At 38.2% G+C, this 22,930-nt stretch carries 16 protein-coding genes; 5 read left to right on the top strand and 11 right to left on the bottom strand.

Annotated elements, in window-relative coordinates; translation table 11 throughout:
• The first annotated feature begins 3 nt into the window (after positions 1–3).
• Entirely contained in the window at positions 4–870 is an 867-nt protein-coding gene (locus tag N3I35_01475; GenBank protein MCX8128752.1) for an AraC family transcriptional regulator, read from the top strand.
• 14 nt (positions 871–884) lie between these two features.
• Here the strand turns inward: N3I35_01475 and N3I35_01480 are convergent, their stop codons facing one another.
• The 5 genes from N3I35_01480 to N3I35_01500 all read right to left on the bottom strand — a co-directional run bounded on the left by N3I35_01480 (position 885) and on the right by N3I35_01500 (position 5,650).
• A complete protein-coding gene (locus N3I35_01480; GenBank protein MCX8128753.1) occupies positions 885–1,346 on the bottom strand; it encodes a hypothetical protein in 462 nt (153 codons plus the stop codon).
• 11 nt (positions 1,347–1,357) lie between these two features.
• A complete protein-coding gene (locus tag N3I35_01485) occupies positions 1,358–1,903 on the bottom strand; it encodes a LytTR family transcriptional regulator DNA-binding domain-containing protein (protein ID MCX8128754.1) in 546 nt (181 codons plus the stop codon).
• Positions 1,904–2,030: 127 nt separating this feature from the next.
• On the bottom strand, positions 2,031–3,131 hold the full coding sequence (locus N3I35_01490; protein MCX8128755.1) for a beta-lactamase family protein: 1,101 nt from the start codon (positions 3,129–3,131) through the stop codon (positions 2,031–2,033).
• A gap of 557 nt (positions 3,132–3,688) precedes the next feature.
• Complete coding sequence (locus N3I35_01495) at positions 3,689–4,237, bottom strand: NADH peroxidase (protein ID MCX8128756.1); 549 nt, start codon at positions 4,235–4,237, stop codon at positions 3,689–3,691.
• A 243-nt stretch (positions 4,238–4,480) separates the two neighbouring features.
• The gene (locus tag N3I35_01500; protein MCX8128757.1) at positions 4,481–5,650 is read right to left on the bottom strand and encodes an iron-containing alcohol dehydrogenase; all 1,170 of its coding nucleotides are present in this window, start codon (positions 5,648–5,650) and stop codon (positions 4,481–4,483) included.
• A gap of 460 nt (positions 5,651–6,110) precedes the next feature.
• Between N3I35_01500 and asd the strand changes: the two genes are divergently transcribed.
• Complete coding sequence (gene asd / locus N3I35_01505; protein ID MCX8128758.1) at positions 6,111–7,196, top strand: aspartate-semialdehyde dehydrogenase; 1,086 nt, start codon at positions 6,111–6,113, stop codon at positions 7,194–7,196.
• 77 nt (positions 7,197–7,273) lie between these two features.
• Here the strand turns inward: asd and buk are convergent, their stop codons facing one another.
• The 4 genes from buk to N3I35_01525 all read right to left on the bottom strand — a co-directional run bounded on the left by buk (position 7,274) and on the right by N3I35_01525 (position 13,619).
• Positions 7,274–8,344 (bottom strand): butyrate kinase, encoded by a 1,071-nt coding sequence (gene buk / locus N3I35_01510; protein ID MCX8128759.1) that lies wholly within the window; start codon positions 8,342–8,344, stop codon positions 7,274–7,276.
• Positions 8,345–8,364: 20 nt separating this feature from the next.
• On the bottom strand, positions 8,365–9,276 hold the full coding sequence (locus tag N3I35_01515; protein MCX8128760.1) for a phosphate butyryltransferase: 912 nt from the start codon (positions 9,274–9,276) through the stop codon (positions 8,365–8,367).
• A 123-nt stretch (positions 9,277–9,399) separates the two neighbouring features.
• Complete coding sequence (locus tag N3I35_01520) at positions 9,400–11,220, bottom strand: O-antigen ligase family protein (protein ID MCX8128761.1); 1,821 nt, start codon at positions 11,218–11,220, stop codon at positions 9,400–9,402.
• Between the two features lie 179 nt (positions 11,221–11,399).
• A complete protein-coding gene (locus N3I35_01525; GenBank protein ID MCX8128762.1) occupies positions 11,400–13,619 on the bottom strand; it encodes a DUF5050 domain-containing protein in 2,220 nt (739 codons plus the stop codon).
• Positions 13,620–13,897: 278 nt separating this feature from the next.
• Here N3I35_01525 and N3I35_01530 point away from each other — a divergent pair, with 278 nt between their 5' ends.
• Entirely contained in the window at positions 13,898–16,390 is a 2,493-nt protein-coding gene (locus N3I35_01530) for a cyclic nucleotide-binding domain-containing protein (GenBank protein MCX8128763.1), read from the top strand.
• 65 nt (positions 16,391–16,455) lie between these two features.
• Here the strand turns inward: N3I35_01530 and glgA are convergent, their stop codons facing one another.
• Positions 16,456–17,886, bottom strand: coding sequence for a glycogen synthase GlgA (glgA, locus tag N3I35_01535; protein ID MCX8128764.1), 1,431 nt, complete (start codon positions 17,884–17,886; stop codon positions 16,456–16,458).
• A gap of 353 nt (positions 17,887–18,239) precedes the next feature.
• On the opposite strand from glgA, the gene N3I35_01540 reads away from it, so the two are divergent.
• Together N3I35_01540 and cooS are read left to right on the top strand one after the other, a co-directional pair.
• Positions 18,240–19,724: a methyl-accepting chemotaxis protein gene (locus tag N3I35_01540; protein MCX8128765.1), complete on the top strand. Its 1,485-nt coding sequence runs from the start codon at positions 18,240–18,242 to the stop codon at positions 19,722–19,724.
• A 134-nt stretch (positions 19,725–19,858) separates the two neighbouring features.
• Entirely contained in the window at positions 19,859–21,991 is a 2,133-nt protein-coding gene (gene cooS / locus N3I35_01545) for an anaerobic carbon-monoxide dehydrogenase catalytic subunit (protein MCX8128766.1), read from the top strand.
• 64 nt (positions 21,992–22,055) lie between these two features.
• Here cooS and N3I35_01550 read toward each other — a convergent pair whose 3' ends face one another.
• Positions 22,056–22,928 carry a phosphatase PAP2 family protein gene (locus N3I35_01550; GenBank protein ID MCX8128767.1) on the bottom strand — a complete coding sequence of 291 codons (873 nt, stop codon included), beginning with the start codon at positions 22,926–22,928 and terminating at the stop codon, positions 22,056–22,058.
• Positions 22,929–22,930 lie beyond the last annotated feature (2 nt).

The following is a 22,930-nucleotide window of genomic DNA, read 5'->3' on the forward strand; positions in this document are numbered from 1 at the left end:
TGCATGAAAAAAGGCAAACATACCCAATCTTCTATGAAGCATCTTAAAGAAGAGGATTTTGAATTTTTTCACTATAAAGACGAAGTATCAAGGTATTTTGAATTTAAGAATCATGATGTGTACGAAATATTCTTTCTGATATCAGGCAAGGTAACCTACCTCATTGAGGGTAAATCCTACAAAATGAAAACCGGAGACATACTTCTGATAAACAGCAGTGAACTGCACAAACCGGTTCTCGAATCTGGCGAAATCTATGAGAGGATCATCATTTGGATCAGGCCTGATTTTCTTTACAGGCACAGTTCGGAAAAGTGCGATTTGACACTATGCTTCAATCTGGCTCTGGATAACAAGCACAATCTTATCCGTCTGAATCCCGAAATGCTTCGTACTGTCAGGAATGCAATAGTGCTCTTAGAGCAGTCCTGCGGTACTTCCGAATTCGGGAGTCATATACTGAAGAATGCATATTTAATGGAAATCATCGTTTATTTGAACAGGTACTTCATTTCAAGTGCAAGCAATGGTATTGAATTGGATATCAGCTACAATGAAAAAGTCGACAGGCTACTATCATATATTAACGGAAGCCTTTCGGAAAAACTCACTCTGGACAATCTTTCAGCCAGATTTTTCTTGAATAAGTATTACCTTCTTCATGAATTCAAAAAATTCACAGGTTACTCCTTACATCAGTATATTCTCAGAAAAAGGCTCATACTTGCAAAAAGTCTTCTTAAAGAGGGAAAGCAGATAAATGAAGTGTGTGAAGAATGCGGTTTTGGTGATTATTCAAATTTTATAAGAGCATTTTCGAAAGCCTTTGGAGTGTCTCCCAAAAAATACTATAAAACAGATATCCACTAAACAATTCTTATTTCCTATTGTACATCTTTTCCAGCATGGTCACCCCTTAACAAAGCCTTCTTAATCTCCAGTTTCTGGTTGTATATATCTATTTGACGGTACCAGTAGACAACCAGGAATATGGAAAAACTCTCGACAACTGTAAAGATAACCAGCCATTTTGCATCTACCAGCCAATATCCTGTGGTTAAGCCTGTATGTACATAAACAGCTAATAATAATACTGCAATTATGAAAAAACTGAATATATACCCGATCAGCGGCTTCTTTTTAAACCTCATGGTCAATAGATGCAATAATACAACTACTGTACTAATGATCAGGCCTATAAAGAAATTAAAAACCAGCCTGCCTATGGGCAGATAATCCCGCCCGCTTACCAACATCCAGACAATTTCTATTGCAAAACTCACCAATATCGATCCCAGAAGCACCATAACTATGCTGTTTACAATAACAAATTTCACCTTGTTCATAATTTACCTTCTTATAAACCCAAAAATTCTTTAAAACTTTTTGTATAGTTTTTAGATACTTCTATTTCCCGTCTATTGTCAGAAAATCTCAGTACCAGACGTCTTCCGAACCATGGAATGATTTCTTTTACATTCGCAATATTTGCGATAAAGGATTTCCCTACTCTAATAAACTTGTCCTGCGGCAATCTGGCCTCAAGTTCATACAATTTTTCCTTGACCTTGTATTCACCGTCCTGGGTAATACAATAAGTGTAATTTCCTCTTCCTTCAAAGTAGTAAATCTGGTCAAAGGAAATAACATTAAACCGCTCATCGTTAAATCTTCCAATAATTTTGTTGCTGTCATCATTCACTTTTGCCAGCTTGTTAAGCAGTTCTATCAGGGCAAATATGTTGTCCGGCTGAAACAGGATGCACAATTTATTATCAGGAAGAGAGTACCCCGATTCTATAATGCATATGTCAGCCTGTCCATCAATAGATATATTTCTCCCGGATAACAATTCTATCAGAATCGATTTTACGTTGTCTGAGCAAATCAGATTAGCTTTCATACCATACTCTCACAAGTTTCTACGAATATTTTACTACTATTACTATAATGATAACTCAACATCCAGCCGATTATCAAGTCCGGTACAGCAGTATCAGTTGCTGTACCGGATCATCCCTTTAAAACTCTTAACTATTGACCGTATCATATAAATCAGCTACCATTTCGTCCTTGTAAAAACCCTGGTTATTGCTTAAAATGACGATAATCATATTTTTATCAACCAGCTTATACATCCCTGTACTTATACCAGGTCCGCCACCTGTGATGAAGTATACTTTCCCGAGCTTTTTATCATTATTAAGCATCATACCGTAACCATAATGATATCCCCAATTAGTTTTAACCTTGGAAGTATCGTTTAAGAGCTTTTTCTCATCAAGGTTCCTAAAAAATCTGTATAAATCTTCCGTTGATGAGTATAATCCGCCAGCCCCGTAGAAATTGGATAAATCAAAACCGGTAACCTCAACAATCATGTTCAGACAATATCCTTTAGCTATATTGTCAACTTCACTTGTATCTTCTTCATAGCCTGTGTTCACTAAACCCGATGGCGTAAAAATGCTTTTATTTAAATAGTCAATATATTTATCACCGGATACCTTCTCTATGATTGCAGATAAAATCATGTAGTTGGTGTTGCTGTAATTGAAATCAGTACCCGGCTTACACAACAAAGGTCTGTCTTTAAACCTCGAAATGATTTTCTCCGGGGTATTATGAGCAATAAAATATCTTATGTGGTCTATAACCGATTCATAATAGTTTTCAATACCCGAAGTATGGTTTAGAAGATTATGTATAGTAACATCCTCCCATCCTTTATATTCTGGATAGTACTTGGTTACCTTATCTTCAAGGCTCAGCATCTTCCTTTCCTGTAATTGCATTACCGCCGATGCAGTAAAGCTTTTTGTCATAGAAGCCAGCACATACTTTGTGTCAGGTGTGTTTTTTGTTCTTCCCAAGTAACGTTTTGCATAACCATAACCCTCATTAAGTATGATTCTGTCCCCTTGTGCAACCAGCACAGAACCGCTGAACTTACTTTTCTCCACATACTTCTTTACAACATTATTTAGCCTTATTTCCATCTCACTTTTGTTTTCTTCACTGAATGTACTGACATAAAAGTTATTTCCAATATTGATAGTAGTAATGCTTATGATTAAGACAAGCAATAAAACTATAAGGACTTTAAAGACACCTTTCTTAGTTATCCTCATACTTGATTCCCCTCCTGCAGATCATTTCTTCCAAGCTTCTTGGTAAGTACTTAATATCAATTTCTATATGGATTATAGCATCATACAGTCAATATGACCTTCATATAGTGATATAAAGCACCTTTCTGATGGCAAGAAGGACAAAATCAAGTGTCAAAGTATAACTGCACATTCATGCCTATACCCATGGTCTGAAAACCATATGAGGCTCCTACTTGTTATCTGAAGACTGTTTTTTATACCGTCCTGAATGTATCTTCCGTTCTATCCTTTGAGTGATACCATCCAGGATAATTCCAGAAATAAGAAAATGCGGCTAATCTAACATATCAGAAAAAAACACATTATAGTTCTTCAATCTGAGATATAGTCTGGCCTCATGTAATGCCCATCCTTAGTACCCATCCTGGAAATGGGCACTGATTCTGCCATTTGTAAATATAACAGCCGTCTTTTTATTTCTCCCATTTGGGAGAACAAGAAAAAGAGTAATGTAAAAGTGACATACATTACTCTTTTCTTGAGATTTCTATTATATTGATTTTTGCTTATACCGGCTATTTGCTGAAATAGCGTTCCAGCAGTCCTCTGAACGCCATACCATGCCTTGCTTCATCCTTGCACATTTCATGTACTGTATCGTGTATTGCATCATAATTCAACTGTTTTGCCTTGACAGCAAGATCTTTTTTCCCCTGACATGCCCCAAACTCCGCTTCTACCCTTAACTGAAGATTCTTTTTAGTATCTGCATTCACCACTTCTCCGAGCAGTTCTGCAAATTTTGCAGCATGTTCGGCCTCCTCAAAAGCTATCCGCTTATATGCTTCGGCAATCTCGGGATAGCCTTCTCTATCAGCCTGCCGGCTCATAGCAAGATACATGCCGACTTCCGTACATTCACCCATAAAGTTAGCTCTAAGCCCTGCTACCACTTCAGGGTCTACATCAACAGCAACACCTATCCTATGTTCATCAGCCCACTGCATTACAGTCTCTGACTTTTCCGCAAACTTTTCCTTTGGGGCTTTGCACTGTGGACAATAATCAGGTGCTTCATTTCCTTCATGAACATACCCGCAAATCTTACAAACAAATTTCTTCATCAATAAACCTCCTGAAATCGATATTTAAATAATTTTCTAATAAACTACCCGACCGGACAAAATATATATACCACAAAGCAAAATCTCTAAACTAAAATAACTGATTATTTTAGAAGCAAAAATTACATATCAGATCCGGATGCATTGGTACAAAGCTCGATAATCAGGAAATAAACAGGGTAAACAGTATGTAAATGCACATACCGCTTACCCTGTTATTAATACACATGAAAGTGTCCTGGGCTATTCAGCAATTTTAAGTATATTGAAAACATCTTTTTTAGACAGTTTGACAAAATTTCCTACCATCCAGCTGTCATCACCCGTACACTTGGATGCCATTTCCTCATACCTGTTGTCATTGATACCCAATCCCTTTAGTGTAACAGGAAGACCGATACATTCAAAAAATTCTTCAAGTTTTCTTATACCCTCTAAAGCTACTCTTTCAGGTTCATCAAAATCTATATCCACATTCCATACCCTGTTTGCAAACTGTACAAACCTGTCCATATCATGCTTGTATACATATTTCATCCATGCAGGGAGTACAACAGACAGCCCTGCTCCGTGGGCAACATCGTATATACCACTGATTTCATGCTCTATTCCATGAGATGCCCAATCGCCTTCCCTGCCTGTCCCCAGTATGTCGTTGTGCGCTATGGTTCCGGCCCACATTACTTCAGCCCTAGCCGGATAATTTTCAGGCTCCCGGAGTACAGCCGGGATATTGCGTATTATGGTTTTCATAGTGGCCTCACACAGCCTGTCCGTAAGGTCATTATTTTTTGTATTGGTAAAGTATCTTTCCATAATATGAGCCATTATGTCTGCTGCTCCGCAAGCTGTTTGATAAGGCGGAAGTGTAAAGGTCAATTCAGGATTCAAAATGGAAAATACAGGGCGAATCATTTCAGTAGTCAGTGCCTTCTTGTACCATCCTTCTTCGTTAGTAATAACCGAGCTGGGACTGGCTTCACTTCCGGCTGCAGGTATAGTGAGGACGACACCCACGGGTAATGCTTCCGCAACCTCTGCTCTACCTGTATAGAAATCCCAAACATTACCTTTATACGGAACTCCTGCCGCTATTGCTTTAGCCGAGTCTATTGCACTCCCTCCACCTACAGCAAGAATAAAGCCTATGCTGTTTTCACGGCATATGCTTATACCCTCCTGCACAAGACTTAGTCTGGGGTTCGGCATAACACCGGCAAGTTCAATAAATTCAACTCCTGCAGCATTTAGTGATTTTACTACTGTATCATATAGTCCGGATTTTTTTATACTGCCTCCCCCATAATGAAGGAGTATCTTATCAGCAAAAGCTCTTGTTTGGGCTCCAACCTGATTTTCTGTTCCATGCCCAAAAATTATTTTGGTAGGACATTGAAATGAAAAGTTGTCCATATAATTCCTCCTTAATTCTAGTTAGATAGAAATTGCACAATATGATTTCATTATATAAGTTAAGTGTTATCATATTTAGTCAAAATTTCTGTAATTATGATAGATTTTTTACCTGCCTGACCTTATTACATCTGTTTTCTGCTTATAGCACCGTATATGGGTATTCTCCAATATTTATACATTCACAAATATATATTTTTCTTTTATTATTAGTTAATAGCAGAGTAATCTATTTTTTTTGCAAGGTTACAAAGAGCAGAAATAAACAATACAATATAGTAAAATAGAAGAAAAAATAAATTACACTAAAAAAAATTCACTATATGTATTGTTTTTTGTAGAAGTTTTTGCTAAAATTACACCATATAAATACATTTGTACTCCACACGCGTACAAATTAATAAAAAAGTATACAATCCAATGTCTATATATTAGACAAATATTTATAGGGGTGAGTCATATGAGTAACAAATTAAGAGTAGGTATCGTAGGCGGAACAGGGATGGTAGGCCAGAGGTTCATAACCCTTCTTGATAATCATCCATGGTTTGAAGTAGTATGTATAGCAGCAAGTGAAAAATCATCAGGTAAAACTTACGCAGAAGCAGTTGAGGGAAGATGGAAACTCAGCGCTCCGATTCCTGACAGTGTAAAAAATATAGTTGTGAAAAATGCTTCAAACGTTGAAGAAGTAGCAAAAGAAGTAGACTTTGTGTTTTCCGCAGTTGATATGAAGAAAGAGGAAATCAAAGCACTTGAGGAAGCATATGCAAAAGCAGAAATTCCGGTAGTTTCAAACAATTCAGCTCACCGCTGGACTCCTGATGTACCTATGGTTATCCCGGAAATCAACGATTCCCATTTGGATATCATAAAAGTTCAACAAAAGCGCCTGGGCACTAAAAACGGATTTATAGCAGTTAAGCCTAATTGTTCAATACAGAGCTATGTTCCTGCGCTTCATGCACTGAAAGCTTTTGGAATCAGCAAAGTAACAGCATGTACTTATCAGGCAATATCCGGTGCCGGAAAAAACTTTTCGGATTGGCCTGAAATGATAGATAATGTTATCCCTTACATTGGCGGAGAAGAAGAAAAAAGTGAACAGGAACCATTGAGAATATGGGGTACAATCGAAGGTAATGAGATAGTAAAGGCCAGCTCACCTGTAATTACAACTCAGTGCATCCGGGTTCCTGTAACAGATGGTCACATGGCTGCAGTGTTTGTTTCCTTCGATAAGAAACCATCAAAAGATGAGATAATTGCTCTGTGGGACAGCTATAAAGGAAAGCCACAAACACTTAACCTTCCAAGTGCACCCAAACAATTCCTCAAATACTTTACAGAGGACAACAGACCCCAGACAAAACTTGACAGAGATATCGAAAACGGCATGGGTATCACAGTAGGCAGGCTTAGAGAGGATATTGCATATGATTACAAATTCGTATGTCTTTCCCACAATACAGTAAGAGGTGCAGCAGGTGGAGCAGTTCTCATAGCTGAACTCCTCAAAGCCGAAGGATATATAAAAGCGAAGTAATTAGATTTGTGTAAGGAACTTTCCTAAAAGGGGAGTTCCTTTTTATTTACTTGCAAAATTCAATGTTTTATCAGTAATTAATATTTCAGTGCTTTTTCTTTTCCTGAAAGCACATTGCAGACCCCCTCAGCCATAGCCAACATTTCGTCTTCTCCCGGATATACCAAAACAGGTGCAATAAACCTTACTCTTTCCTCTACATGACTTACAATTTTCGTACTGTAGGCAAGTCCTCCGGTAAGCACTACGGCATCCACACTCCCGCGCATTACCGTACTGCAGCCTCCTATTTCCTTGGCTATCTGATATGCCATTGCCTGTAGCAGCATATCTGCCTCTTTGTCGCCTGCATTGGCTCTATCCTCTATAGTTTTGCAGTCGGCTGTTCCAAGGTAGCTCATCAGACCACCCTTCCCTACTGCCATTTTTTTTACCTCTTGTACTGAGTATTTGCCTGAATAACATATATCTATCAGTTGAAGTACCGGAAGGCCTCCTGAGCGCTCAGGCGAAAAAGGTCCTTCCTCCAGTCCGTTATTTACATCAATTACACTCCCCCTGTAATGAGCAGCAACGGAAATCCCTCCACCCAAGTGCGCTACTACAAGGTTTGTATTGTTGTATTCCTTGCCTAAATCCTTTGCTGCCCTTGCAGCTACAGCTTTCTGGTTCAAAGCGTGAAAAACGCTTTTCCGGGGTATGCATGACAATCCCGAATATCTTGCTATGTCCTCCATCTCGTCCACTACTACCGGATTTACTATAAATGAAGGTATGCCTGCAGGTGAAGCAAGTTCATGCGCAATAAGCCCTCCAAGATTACTTGCGTGCTCACCATATCTTAGGCTTCTCAAATCCTCAAGCATATTGTCGTTTGTATAATAAGTCCCTCCTCTTAGAGGTTTTAGCAAACCGCCTCTTCCTACGATTGCATGCAGGCTCCCAATAGCTATGCCGTTCTCTTCAAGGTATCTGGTAACAGAATCCTTTCTATACTCGTACTGGTCAACGACAGACTTGTATTGAACCAACTCTTCAGATTCATGCCTGATAGTTATTGAAGATATACACTTGATATTTTCAAAATAAGCAACTTTTGTTGAAGTGGAGCCGGGATTAATTGCAAGGATTTTATAAGTTTCAATCATATATTAACCCTCATTGACAGTTATTTTGAATTGCCCGCGCTTACTATGGAAGCCAGAGCAATAGAATAGAGCTTAGCTATATAATCCTCAGCTCTTGAAGTCACCACTAAAGGCACTCTAGCTCCTGTAATCACTGCACAGGATTTTGCCCTGCCAAGGAAAACCAGCGACTTGTGTAATATATTTCCCGCTTCTATGTCCGGCACGACCAGTATATCCGCATCTCCGGCTACAGGGCTTTTTATGCCCTTGTGCACGGCAGCCTCCATATTAATTGCATTATCCATTGCCAATGGTCCATCAACGATACAGTTTTTTATTTGTCCCCTGTCTACCATTTTAGAAAGCGCAGCAGCATCAAGAGTGCACTGCATATCAGGGTTTACTACCTCTACAGCTGCAAGAATCGCTACCTTGGGAACATCTATACCCAGGGCGCACGCTACTTCAACCGAATTCTGTATTATGTCTGCCTTTCTTCCCAGATCAGGCTGGATATTCAAGGCAGCATCCGTAAGAAAAAGCAGTTTATGGTAGCTTTGCAGTTCAAAAACACTTACGTGGCTTAGTACTCTGCTGGTGCGCAGACCTGAAGCCTTGTCAAGCACCACCTTAAGGAAGTCTCCTGTCATTATATTCCCCTTCATAAGGGCATTTGCTTCCCCGCTGCTGGCAATATCAACAGCTATCCTTGCCGCCTTATGAATATCATTCTCCTTAATTATTTCAAACTTCAGAACATCTAATCCTATTCTGTCGGATATCTCAAGAATCTTCTCCTTATCACCAACAAGAACCGCATCTATAAGTCCAAGCTTATAAGCTTCATTTACAGAATGAAGAACACTTTCATCATGTGCCGCAGCAACAGATATTTTCTTCCTGCCGAACTTCTTTGAAACCTCCACAAATTGATCCATTGACCTGATCATTATGCACACCCTCCTGAAAAAGCGGTAGACAACAGTTATTATTAATCTTCCAACACTATATTATATAAAAAAATATTTTGGTATTCTATAGGTATGTTATGGAGAAAAAAGGCATACACGCAGTTATTTCACCCATTCCTTCTCAATAAGCTGATCCTTGAGGTATTTTGCCTTAGGGTTCAGATTTCTGAGGGTGGTTCTGTATATATTCTTTAGTTCGGCAACCTCCCTGAGATACGATTCATCTCCCGAGGAGCGAAATAGCTGAATAAGGTGTTCATAATATGAATCATAAAGCTGGGCATTATATTTTTGAATACTTATAGCCTTTTTATAGTATCTGATAGCTTCATCATTTTTGTTTAATACACTATTTACAAAAGCCAGGTTGGCAGCGATCCTTGGATCATCCCCATTTATTTTTTCCGCTGTTTTCAGATACTCTGTACAGGTGGCAAGAAGCTCCTCAGATATTGTATTGTCGCCATCTATCCCTTTATTATAATAATTCTGTGCCATCATACAGTAAACATCAGGATTTTTATATGTAATAGTCCGATTAAATGAATATATATTATTTGCTTTATCAAAACTGCCCTCGGCTGCATACTTATCCCCAATATATAGCGAAAAAAGGCTTAAGAATGTATATGAGCCCATGAGTATTATCACAGCCGATAATACTGACACAGTACTTTTCAGTCTGTTCTTGGGTACAAGAGTATTTTTTGTGCAGAACGCTGCTTGCATTGCAAACAATACTATAATGGAAGCAAAGGAAAAGTCAAAATCCAGAAAGCTGTGGAATATTACTATTGAGAAAATTAACAGCCTCCTGCCCCTGTATCCATTCCGTTCTCTGGAAATTGTAATAAAGAATACAACCAGCAATGCAATGAAGCTAACAGCACTTAATACCCCGGTATCATATGCAATTTGCAGTATGGAATTATGAATATATCTCACATCATAAAAAGCAGTTTGTTGTGCATATTGAGAATATTCAAAGGAGTTTATGCCATAACCCAATGGATTTTTTGCTATACTTTTGAGTATATCTGAGAATATCAGCAGTCTTTCCTGCAAAACTCCGCTTTGTAGCGAAACATTATATAATCTTGCTTTAAAATTAGTAGGGATGAGCATAAAAAGCAGAATGCATAAAGGAATAATTAGATAAACAGAATAAGTTAATATTTTTCTGCCTGTTTTTCCCATACTCTTCACTTTCCTGAGTACGACGCCTTCACATATTGCAATGAGTAATACTATAATAACAGGCATCACAGGTGATATATATTTAAACGCATACACTGTTAGGGCTGTAAAAATCAAAAGCATAAGGCCTGGTACCTTTTTGTTCCTGATTTCACTCACGGTTCTGAAAACTGCATACAGTGCGAGCAGCAGGAAGGTTGTCCTGGAACCGGTAAAAATAATCCCTGATGTAATAATCAGCTGTTTCCAGAAAGGTGTATCACCCATATACTCAGAATCTCCTGCATACAATGCAAACAGAAGTAATAGAGCATATGTATTTACATAGGAGAAATGAGCCCCTATCCTCACATCTTTCAATAATCCCTGAAAAACAATGGATACAGCTGCAGTAAATAAAACGGTATTATAAATCAGCCTAATAGCTTTATTTTTTTCCATCCTGAAGTTTAGAAAAACTATATAGTATAAAAACATTGAAATGTAGATATTGAATCCTTCAAGTGATTTGGGAAAGCTTTTTGTAATGAGTAAAGAAGGTATGGAAAACAGTACAAAAGCAGAGAACAGTATAATGGTTTTCCTTTCCGGAAGGACAATGTCTTTTCTTTTTCTCATCAGATAGGCAGCTCCAATGATACACAAAACAACAGCTCCCGCATCCTGTCCAAAAAGGTTGTATGGAAAAAGAATAAGTATCAGTAAAATGACAGTTTCAAAAATCATGGAATCTTCCTCACTAAAATACAGATTAAAATCAGAACCATTTTATATCAATCTTTTTTATCCAAATACAATTATAATGTTAATTCATCAATTTGAAAACTAAAAAAAACCGGCTTTGTCAGTTGTGAATCCACAACTGACAAAGCCGACCAGTGTCTTGTATAGTATCCTATATGGAATTAAAGTTTTTCTGCTGCCTTCTGACCTGCTTTGATCCTATACGTATCTGCATTATATGTCCCATATGAAATATAGAAAATCCATTCCCCGGCAACATTATAATATGGATAGTTTTCTAACTGACTTGTTACAGTAGTCTTTGCAGTACCATCCAGCTTAATGCTGTACAGCCCCTTTGCATTATTAATCGTATAATAAACAGTATCATCTACGACTTTCCAGTCGTTAATATTGTCTGTAGTTATTGCAACGTCCTGGGATCCGTCCAGCTTTATCCTCATAAGTTTGCCGGTAAAACTATCCGTGTATATTATCCAGTCACCCGCAAGCTTTACATTATAATTCAGGTATATAGACTTTGAAGCAACTTTTGTTTTTTCACTTCCGTCAAATTTTACCTTGTAGAGGAAGGAATCATCGGCAATATTGTTATAGAAAATCCATCCATCACCGATCAATACCGAATCTGTTTCAAGTTGGGTAACAGTTTTTGTTTCACTTCCGTCCAAAGGCATGCTTACCAGCGCATTATTTTCTTCCTTGCTGTAGAATAGATATCCTTTTGCCAGCTTCCATGTAACTACATTATCACTGATCTTTTCTTCTGCTTTTGTATCAAGGTTCATCCTTGAAAGAGCTCCACTGCTTCTGTCAGTGTAATACAACCACCCGTTATATATGTTATCGATATTTGTATATTTGGTATTTATCTTTTCGGGTTTTGCATTATTACCATCTGCTTTTATTCTGTAAACGTTCTGTTCGTATGTAGAATAGTCATAATTGGAAAAATAGACCCATCCGCCGTCAATTCTGAAGTAATCAATACTTCCTTCATACAGCCTGGTCGTACCTGTGCCGTCAAGCTTAGTCCTGAAGATATTTGCTCCCATGTCTGTATAGAATGCATAGTCTCCATAGAGAGTATACATATAGTGAGAATCTCCAACTATTTCCTTCTTCTCGCCTGTTGAGGCATCTATTTTGTACAGAGCACTTTCAGTTTCTCTAGAGTATATCCAGACGAATTTGTTGTTTGTAGTATCCGAATCGACTAAGAATTGCTCATAAGTTATCTTTTCTTTCTTTTGCTTACCATCTGCCTTTACCTTTATCCATGAGTTGTCTTTATAGTTATAGAAATACACGTTATCTTTTGCGACTATGAACCCATAACTACTAAAATCACACACCTTGATCTTTGAACTGCCGTCAGTTTTCATCCTAGAAATTGATGTACCTTTTACATCCGAGTAGTATATGTAGTCACCCTGCACTTCAAAGTAGCCTACTCCCGTACTGAGTGCTTTTTTATTTCCTATGCCGTCATATTTTACTCTGAAAAGAGAATAATTCTTTGCTCTGTTTGTGTAGTAGACCCACCCCTTGGATACACCTAAATTATTAATGGTTTCGCTAACTACAACAGAAGCCTTCTGTGATCCGTCCACTTTCAGTTTGACTACTTTCCCACCATTGCTGAAATCTCTGTAGAAAACATATCCGTCTGCGTATGTGAGACTGTACAGAGAAATATAACTGTCTGTAAGTTTTTTATTACCCTTGCCATCGATTTTTACAGTGAATAATTTACCATCGCTTGGGTTAGAGTACAATATATAGCTGCCAAATACCCTGAAGCTGTCAATATTTTTTGTGCTTAGTACAGCAGCCTTTGCAGTACCATCACCTTTCATTCTGTAAAGGGTATTATTCTTGCTTGTATTGGAATATATGATCCAGTCGCCTGAAATCTCGTAATTATAGATTACATCGTCGCTTACTTTCTTTTTGCCTGTTCCGTCATTCTTTACTCTATAAAGCTTGTCTTTATCACTACCGTTTTGATAATATACCCATTGCCCTGATGTATACATGCTCCTTGTAGGATCGGAGTATGCAACGGATTTACCGGGTGCGGATTTCTGAACTCTCGAAATACCGTAATTAAAAGATGATTTATTGTAATAAATCCAGTTACCTACTTTTTTTGCAAGATCTACATTAATCGGAGAGCTTGTATCATTGTATGACATACCTATGTTGTCGTTTTCCCATACACGTATAGAGTTGATAGGTCCATAAGATTTAGTCGCATCAGCCTCTGTTGAAAGATCACCTTCAACCTGTTCTGATTCAGCAAAAACAGAGATTCCGCTAAAACTCAGGAGAAGTATTAATGCAAGCACCATACTCATTTTCTTTGTAAATTTGTACATCGTTTTTCACTCCTCATTCAATTTTATTACTTTTTGTGGGAATTTGTGTAAACTGAATACAGCACACTCTAAGCAACAAACAATTCATTCTACATACTGCTTAAGAAAAGAAATATTGTATGTTAAAATATACCTTTCGATATTATACGTCAGAATAGTTTATACTGTCAATCAAGCTTTAGGACAAAAAATGCTCTTTTTATACGTTTTTTATGTGCTCACACTTACATAATTTGCAAAAATTCGATATAATTAAATAAAAACAGCAGGTGGTTAATATGAGCATAGTCCTGAATGGAAATTACTCTGCAAAAAAAAATCAAACTATACTTGTCGAGGGACAGGAAGCTCAATCTCTAAACATCTTGCTTCAAGGCAAGGTTGATGTTTACCTTTCTCCTTTTGAAAAAGTATCGGATATTAAGCAGGAAAATATTCTTAAAAACAGCTATAAGCTATTCAGTCTCAGTGGAAATACGTTTTTAGGGCCAAATGATTTATTCATATCTGGCAAATACTCCTTCAGTTATGTCGCTTCCGAGGATAGCAATGTATTTTCTTATGCCGCACAAAATCGTGAACAGCTGGAAACACTATTGAATACCCAAAAAGATTATGCAGCCTATATAGTAAATTCTACTACTTTACTAATCAGTAATGCTTTTTCATCATTAAGCAAGGTTAACGGCCTGATAAGATCATTAAGCGTACTCACAGATAATCTGATTACATTTTACTGGTCTATAAAAGAATTTTTCGGGTTTCCCTGTACACCTTCAGGGAAGTTCTTCAGGGAAGGCTGGAATATCATAGAGAAGCTGAATGAAAAGGGTGTTGAACTACCCAGGGAATATGATCCGGATTTCTTTGAGCAGGATCATTCAGAATTATTTGATATTGATTATACAAGTATACCAGATATCAGTATGCCTAAGCTGGAATATTACAGGCATTTTTCTACTCTACCTGCCGAGCTTAAGAAAAGTTTTTTAAGTTTCAATCCATTTATTACGGCTTATCACTGTGAGGAAGCTTCTACCCTTCTGTCAGAAATCCAGTCTGATCTAAAAGAAGCATTCAATACTCTTGAAAGCTGTATAAAAAAGCTTTATTCAGAGGATAATGACTGTATTTTAAATGAGTATTTACGTGCAGCCCTTGAAATGAAAAAAATTAACTCGGATATTCCCGTGATTACCAGAGTAATTGACTATATATTGAATAAAGTTAAAGAAATCTGGGGCTTATTTGAAAGTGATTACAACCATAGATTGAAAATAGATATCAACCACATAAACGGGTTACAAAACGAATTGAAAGCTTTGGAAAAATCCCAGTTTCAAGTCACTCCTGCATGTTTCAAAAATGTCGTAGAGGTGCACGACGGCACCGGCAGCATTCCGGTAGAGCTGGAAAACAGCGCACAAAAAATCCTTGAGTATTCAAGAATTCCTTATGACCGTATGGAATACTTTATGACGAATCTGGAATTATTCCGTAAAATGAAAGACAGGCTGTCATCTGACAATGAAGCCAGAGAAGTAAGGAAAGCAATTACTTCCGTTTTCTTTGAAGTTTATGAAGGTGTATTAAAAAGAGTAATTGCTGAAAAAAATACCAGCAGGCTTTACCACATGTTTCTCAGTTTTGCATTTATGGATGAAAAGCTGCTAAGTACCGAGCACATAATTAATCTTTACAAGCTGGTTGATAATCCGTCTTCTGGGGGTTTCTGCCCTGTTCATACCATGAGGGACTGGCTTATAAAAATATTCAATATGGAGAAGGACCCATCGATCAACGAGTTTGGACAGGATTATTTCGATGTTTTCAGAGAGTTGAAAAGACGTAGAGACATTAGTGAAAAGGAAAAGATAGATTATGAAAACGACAGCTATGGAAGGTTAGAATTTGAAATAGCAAACATGTTTAAAACCAATCACAGGTTGTGTTACGGCCAGATAAGCATTTATGTCCCCATACTCCATGATGAAATGATAACAAGAGATCTTTCAAAAGCTCTGATTACTTCAGAAAAGATAAGTGAAAGTGTCAGGAAGATACTGGATGTTGATTTTTCAGTTTTCCACAGAGAAGTATCCTACAGGAATCCTGATTCGGGGATAGAGAAGGAACTGATTATGAAAGCTGTAATACCGGACTTTATACTTGTTCCTATATTCGGCTCCCGGGCATTCATGTGGCAGGAGCTGACAGGAAGAAACAGAAGTACTCCCGGACGCTTCATACTTCCTCTATTCACTGATGAAAATCCTGATGACCTTATAATAAAGCTTATCGGCAACTTCAGGTGGGAGCTGTGCAGAACCATGATGGGAGTATCATGGAATGACATAACTCAGAAATCACTTACCTCTGAATATATGGATTATATACAATTCTACAAAAAGAACAGGGATTTGTCTGAAGAAGCAAAAGAAAAAATAAAATCACAAATACAAAAATACCATAATATGACCAGAGATATCTTTACAGCAGATTATGAAACCTGGATCAACTATGAATCCAAGGGAATAATGCGCCTGAACAAGGTAGTACGCGGGATACTGTATAAACACTGCCCTTTCCCCAGAGAGATAAGAGCTACGCTTGAAAAGCAGCCTCTTTTAGGTGATATTGCAGTCCAATTCAAAAATACCCGCAGCAAGTATGCCCGTGAATTAGAAAATCATTACAATAAATTAACTAAGAGCGGATTGTCACTGGATACTGAATTAATAGAAAACCTCAGGTTCTATAAGGAAATGTAAAAAGATACTTATTTGCACATGAAAGCGGCTTTCCCGCTTTAGAGAAGCCGCTTTTCCAATTCACATTATCTCAGCAATTTGTCATATACGTTTTCATACTCCTTTGCAGAAGTATCCCAGCTAAAATCCTGTTCCATGCACTTTAAGACTAGTTTTCTCCATATTTCCTTTTGTTTGTAAAAACCGACTGCACGCCTGATCGTATAGAGCATGTCATGAGCATTATAGTTTGAAAAACTGAATCCATTGCCTTCCTGAGTCTGTTCATCAAAAGACTTTATAGTATCATTCAGCCCTCCGGTCTCTCTTACTATAGGCACCGTTCCATATCTAAGGCTGAAGAGCTGGCTTAATCCGCAAGGTTCAAACAAGGAAGGCATAAGGAACATGTCGGACCCTGCATATATTCTTTGAGCCAGAACAGCATCGTACTTGATATTTGCAGAAACCTTATGAGGGTGGATAGCGGCTGCATGCCTAAACATGCTTTCGTATTTATATTCCCCTGTTCCAAGAATAACAAGCTGCAAATCAATATCAAGGATTTCCCCGAACACGCATGATATTAAGTCAAATCCCTTCTGATCCACTAACCTTGATATTATCCCTATGACAGGTATATCTTTTTTCTGGGGAAGTCCAAGGTCTTTCTGCAGCATTTTCTTGTTTATATATTTCCCCTCTACATTATGTATATCAAAGTTTGCATATAGCCGTCTATCTACAGCAGGATCATTTTCCTCAAAATCAATACCGTTTATAATACCGAACAAGCTGTCCGAACGTTTATTTAGTAGCGTATTGAGGCTTTCTCCAAAAAAGTCGTATTTTATCTCTTGAGCATAGGTTCTGCTGACTGTTGTTATGACGTCTGAATAAGCAAGTCCCGCCTTCAGGAAGTTAACACAATCATAAAACTCTATACCCTCAGGAGAAAAATATTCCCACCCCACTCCCATCAGCTCCGTAAGTACTTGTTTAGGGAAAATACCCTGATATTTGAGGTTGTGTATTGTAAATATTGTCTTGATACTACGGTAAAAATTCAGATGGCTGTAATGGGCTTTTAATAACAAACTGATGATTCCTGTCTGCCAGTCATTGCAATGTATAATATCAGGTTTGAAACCTATAACAGGAAGAATCTCTATTACAGCTTTACAATAGAAGGTAAACTGCTCAGCTTCATCGCCATACCCGTACAATCCTTCTCTCTTAAAGTAGTATTCATTGTCTAAAAAGTATACTGTCACACCATTATTCACAAGTTTAAAAATACCACAGTACTGGTGTCTCCAGCCAACATTCACATATGTGTAACCTACATACTCCATGTTCTGTATATACTCCTGTGCTATACAGCCATACTTCGGCATAACAACTCTTACATCATGTCCAAACTTCTTCAGTGCTTTAGGAAGAGAACCTGCTACATCTGCCAGCCCACCGGTTTTGGCAAATGGTGCTACCTCCGATGCTGCAAATAATACCCTTATATTTTCCATTACAGACCTCCTGATTTTACAAGTAGAAATCCGGCTTAATTATTACTTTCATCCAATGGTATATTTACGTAATATACTATATAATTATACCATTAAAACCCATCGTTATCAAACAGGGAACTATAGTTTGATTTGCATACCTTAATCACACTCTGAATAATCCGCTTAATATAGCAAAAATATTTTTCCGGGTAATATATCTGCTCCCCGGTAATAAAAATCCTGAAAAAGTAATTTTATGTAGTTTTTTGTTGAAGAATATCAGCATAGGATATAGAATAGATATATAATTCTACAATAATCACTTCATGGTAATATAGTTAATCTTATTTTGGAGGGATCGCATGAATAATTCTACACAGATTCAAAGCACCAACAGAGTTGTTCTTATTATCAACTGTCTCCTAAGCTCACTGCTTATATTCGGCTATGTAGGAGAGTACTTTAAGGGTCTCAAGGAATTCTCTTATGTATTGGTATTTCTATTGATTGTAAGTATCCCCATTATCTCTGCCTCAGTAATTTACTTCAGAAACAAAGGAAGCATCTATATGAAGTTCTTTACTCTTGGCGGCTATTTTATCATGTATATTTTTGCAATGTTTACGTCTGACAGACTTATCGTTTATGTATACCTCTTTCCTATAATATTAATGTATTTCCTTTATTTTGACCTGAAACTGATGGTATACTGCTGTAGTGCTGTATTTGCAATCAACACCGTAAAAATACTCAGGGATATATTTATCAAGAAACTTAATGATCCTTCAATGATTACAGATTATACTGTACAATTCGTATCAGTACTTTTATTCAGTATAGCTTTGATAATTTCAACAAGGCTTTCCAACAGGTTCAATGCCGAAAAACTAAAGAGCATCGAAACAGAAAAGAAAAAGGAACAAGCCATACTGGCTGATGTATTGAAAATAGCATCAATTCTGGATACCAACTCAAAAAAGGTGTATGGAATCGTTGATGAGTTATCTGCAACAACAGAATCAGTAACAAACGCAGTATCAGAGATTGCCAAAGGTGCTTATGAAACTGCCCAGAATATACAGAAACAATCTGAAATGGCTGGAAATATCCACTCAGTAATTGTAGATGCATCCAGTCTTGCCAATAAAATGGGAGGTTTGTCGAACCATTCGGCTGAAGCACTTGATGAAGGAATCAGTATAGTCAACCAGTTAAGCGATAAAACCACAGTTGTAAATGAAAACAGCGGACATGCATACAAGGCTATGATAGAACTCCGTGAAAAATCAAATGAAATCCAAAATATCACCAACATAATCAGAGGCATATCAGATCAGACAAATTTGCTTGCACTGAATGCTTCTATCGAAAGTGCCAGGGCAGGTGAAGCAGGAAAAGGCTTTGCCGTGGTTGCGGAGGAAATCAGAAAACTTGCTGCGCAGAGCAGAGATTCAGCCGGTAACATAGCAAGCATAATCAGTGAGCTTCATCTTAAGGCAGATAATGCAGTGGAAGCTGTTGTCAGCTTGAAAAACATTAATAGTGAACAAAATGAACTGATTGTACAGACAAAGAATATATTTGATGATATCATCCAGAAGATGCTTCAGGTCAATGAGAATGTAAACCTCGTCAACACCAAGATAACTCAGATAGTTTCCACTAACAACCAGATAGTGGAAAGCATAGGTGAAATATCCTCTGCAAGCCAGCAGGCAACAGCAAACGCCGAAGAAGCAAGTTCCATGACTACTATAAACATTGAAAAAGCAAATACAGCCAAGTCTCTTGTAGAAGAACTCATTCATACATCTAAGGAAATGGATAAATATCTGAATCACAACTAAAAAAACCCATATAACAAGAAGAAGGATGCACTGTTGTGCATCCTTCTTCTTGTTATATGGGTTTTTTCCTCTAATACATGAAAAGTTTATTTCTAGAAAAACTAAACATGACTATACTAAAAGGAGATGAACACATGTCCGATAACGAAATAAAAAAATCATATGAGAACAGTGCTGAAAGAATGGAAGGCAGTGAAAAAACACTTGCATCAACCTTAACTCCTTCCGATACTAACGATCCTGCTTTTCATGAAGATATTCACCAAAAGGTAAAAGTAGATTATGAAAAAATAAAAAAGTCGCCACCGATGGAAGAAATCCATAAATGGCAGCGTGAACACATTAAAAAGGCAGATCAGTCAAAAGAAGGATATCCTCTGAATGTAATCATTGACCCTGCCATGAGAGAAATGTACCAGGCAGTGCATGATTCAGGAATGACTAACGTATTTGACCGTTTCAGCCAGCAACAACCAATTCAATGCAAATTCTGCATAGAAGGCCTTTCATGCCAGTTATGTGCCAACGGCCCATGCCGCATAAGTTCCAAAACCCCGCGAGGCACTTGTGGAGTAGATGCACACACAATGGTGTCAAGGAACTTTGTTTACAGGCATGTTACAATAGGCACATCTGCCAATATATTTCACTGCCACCAAGCTGCAAGAACATTAAGGGCGGCTGGCGAAAAGCCTGAGAGCGGACTTAAGATAAGAGATTCCGAAAAACTTAAGAAATATGCTGAAATGGCCGGATTGGATAGCAGCAAACCGGTTAATCAGCTGGCAATAGACTTTGCAGACTGGGTTATAGAGGATATACACAAACCTTTTCACACCCCTTCTTCTGCAGTGGAAGCCTTTGCTCCTGCAATGCGCAAGGAGCTATGGAGAAAACTGGATTTATTTCCCGGAGGAGGATATAGCGAGGTTGCTTTTGCACAAACCCAGTGCATGACAAATTTCACATCAGACCCTGTCGAATTCCTGTTAAGAAGCGTAAGGTTAGGCGTCGCAAATGAATATCAGGGTTTATTCCTGCTGGATATATTACAGGAAATACTTATGGGCACGCAGGAAATCTCAATGAAAAAGCAAAATATGGGACTCTTAAAAGAAAACATGATTAATATTGTTACAAACGGACATATGCCTCTGCTTGCTCATGTAGCGATTGATCTGGCTTCAAGCGAAGAATGGCAGAATAAAGCAAAAGCTGCCGGCGCTGACGGCATACAAGTGCTGGGTCATGTCTGTGAAGGCCAGCAGCTTATCAACTATGAAGGCACACATAACCAAAAGGGTTATGGAGGACAGGAAGGTGAATGGTTATCCCAGGAATACCTGCTTGCTACAGGCGTTGTAGACTTGTTTATGTTTGACTATAATTGCACAGTTCCTACTATGCCTCTTTTTGCAAAGCGCTTTGGAACAAAACTCTTGAGTACACACCCTGTAATAAAACTCCAGGGCACTGAAGCGCTGGATTTTATTCCGGAAAAGATGAGTGAACAGGCAGCCAAAGCACTGGAGAAGGCTATTGATTCCTTCAAACTGCGTAGATCGGAAAACAGAAAATCATATATTCCTCCTCACGTATCCGAGTGCATGACAGGCTTCAGTACTGAATCGGTAAAAAAAGCACTTGGCGGAAGTTTCAAGCCGCTGCTCGATCAGATAGCCGGTGGAAACATACGTGGAGTCGCAACTATTGTAGGCTGCACTACAGCCCGGTACGGACAGGGTGGAAGTAATATATTCAAGATAACAAAAGGGTTGATAGAAAATAACATATTGGTCCTTTCCGGCGGCTGCACCTCCAGTGTTATGGAATATACAGGCCTTACCAATCCAAAGGCGGCAGATGAAGCCGGTGAAGGTCTGAAAGCTGTTTGCAAACAACTCGGTATACCTCCGGTCCTTACATATGGTGCATGTGTGGATATAGGAAAAATGACTCAGACAGCAAAGGAACTGGCGGATGCCCTAGGAGTGGATACCAATAAGCTTCCCTTAGTGATTGGCGCTCCCGAATACCTGGAGCAGAAAGCAGTAGCAGATGCATGTACAGCTGTTGCATTGGGTTGGCTGGTACATGTAGCACCTGTTCCTTCAATCACAGGGAGTGATGTTGTAGTAAAAACCCTGACCGAAACTACAGAAACTCTGGGCTTAGGCAAAGTAGTCGTTGAAATGGATGCAGAAAAAACCATACAAATATATAAGGATCATATAGAGAAAAAGAGAAAAGAATTGGGATTGAATTAGTTCTACAAGAAACAGGGACACTACCCGGTATAAATTTAACTTTTAAAGAATAGTGCCCCTGTTTTTATTCAATTGAACCAACTGATTTATTTCCCCCTGACAGGTTTGTTCTCAACATATACTTAAAAAGTATGGGGGCCAGAACTGTAACCCACAGTCCCATTAAGAAATATCTGAGAAAGTTGCATATGAGCCAATCGGGAAGTAAGGCTTTGACTCCGGATTTTATGCACACAATTACAGAAATGCCGATAACAAACTTTAATATCTGCCGTATAAAAGTAGCCCTGGTTTCATACCGTATAAAGTACAAATCAGCAACATAGCCTAAAATGAAGCTGCATACTACACCTGCAGCCTTATAGTAATCAGCAGAACTAAAAAACAGCATACCCGCCAAAACCGGTATCATTAATAAAAGCACCATATGCTTCCTTTTGCTTTTTTCATGCAACTCAAATATCCTGTTTGAAATGATTACTATTACTATACCAAATACGGCTCCTGCAACAACATCCTGAGGCCAATGCACTCCCAGATATACTCTGGAGAGAGCAACCAGAGTTATTGCAATAGCCCCGGCAATATAAACCCCTTTCTTCCTCACCTCCAACATTACTGAGGTCCAGAAGGACGCAGCAGATTCTGTATGTCCGCTGGGGAATGAATAGCCTGTAGCTGTTTCGGTCCATAATGAGAAAATTCCGGGCTGCCCTATCGGCCTCTGGACTGCCAGTAATTCCTTAATTGAGCTGTTTATAGCTCCATTCATCATAAACGCAAAAGCCAGTTTATATGCAAATCTTTTATTTACACACCAGAAGGTAAAGGTTATTACTATAATAAAGAATGTATCCTCCCCCAGCATAGTAAACAAGATAAAAATACGATCCAGTATTGGGTTTGAAAACTGCTGTAAAAATTTTATCACTTCCACCT

Source organism: Clostridia bacterium (assembly GCA_026414765.1).
Lineage (GTDB): Bacteria > Bacillota > Clostridia > Acetivibrionales > DSM-27016 > SKW86.